Origin of the sequence: Salinicola socius, assembly GCF_001937195.1 — a bacterium.
GTDB lineage: Bacteria > Pseudomonadota > Gammaproteobacteria > Pseudomonadales > Halomonadaceae > Salinicola > Salinicola socius.
The window spans coordinates 1-1,004 of the sequence record NZ_MSDO01000079.1 but is presented as its reverse complement, the minus strand read 5'-3'; the positions used below and the strand labels follow the sequence as shown (position 1 = coordinate 1,004).

Annotated in this window: 1 protein-coding gene and 1 pseudogene; both read left to right on the top strand. The window is 65.1% G+C overall.

What is annotated here, in order from left to right; translation table 11 throughout:
- Positions 1-393: pseudogene (locus BTW07_RS19925) on the top strand (zonular occludens toxin domain-containing protein); the annotation flags it as partial.
- A partial coding sequence (locus tag BTW07_RS18865; protein ID WP_279626558.1) for a secretin N-terminal domain-containing protein occupies positions 374-1,004 on the top strand: 631 nt, incomplete at its 3' end. The pseudogene BTW07_RS19925 and the gene BTW07_RS18865, both read left to right, overlap by 20 nt.

The window sequence follows — 1,004 nt, the reverse complement described above, 5'->3', positions numbered from 1 at the left end:
GTACCCCGCGACGCGAGGTTCCACATGCGCCTGACCCGAATCTACTGGAAGCGGTTCAACCGCCCCTTCCTGGCTACCGTCTCTTTTCTGATGGGCATCGTCCTCACCACGTCCGTGCTGGTCATCGATCAAGTCGATGCCCGCAACAGCACAGCAGACACCGAGGCCACGCCCGACACCCCCGCCCCGACGGTCGACCTCACGGCCTACCGACGGGCGCGGATCACCGGGTATGCCCAGCTGGGCGACCTCACTACCTATCGACTCCTGGACGGCGACAACCGGCCCACCACCAGCCACGACCTCGAGCGCCAAGGGCTCACCGTCGTGCCGATGGGCGCCTGTCACCTCCGCCTCGCATCTGGAGCCCAACATGCTGACATCGGTTGCTAAATCCGCACTGTTCTTTCTGCTTTTCTTGATCATGGGGCCTGTAGTGATCTGCGCTTTACTCCTGCGCTCTGCTCACGCCATGCCCATCGATATGCAGGGCGCCGACGTGCGGGAGTTCGTACACTGGTACTCCCAGCAGACCGCCACGCCCATCGCCATCGATCCCCGCGTCGACGGCACCCTGACCGTCTACGCCCCGGACGTGACGCCGGAACAGCTCCCCGAATTCTTCCAGGGCGTGATGCAGTCCCACGGCTACCAGCTCGTCCCCGGCAATCCGCCGACGCTGGTACCCGCTCGGTCTCAACAGACGTTCATGGCCCAGATCGGCACCCCGAAACCACAGCAACCCACCGTCTCCCGCGTGCTGCCGATCACCCATCTCCGGGCCGACGATCTCGCGCCCCTGGTCAACGCCTTTCTGGCCCAGACCACCACCGGCAGCCTGTCGACCGCCAACGCCCAGGTTCTCCACGCGTCCAACGCGCTCCTGGTCAACGGCCCGGCGGATCGCGTCGATAACCTGGAGCAGCTGCTGCCGCAGATCGACGTCACCCGCGCCCAGGTCCTCATCCGCGCCATCATCTTCGAAACCAGCGACGGCGATACCT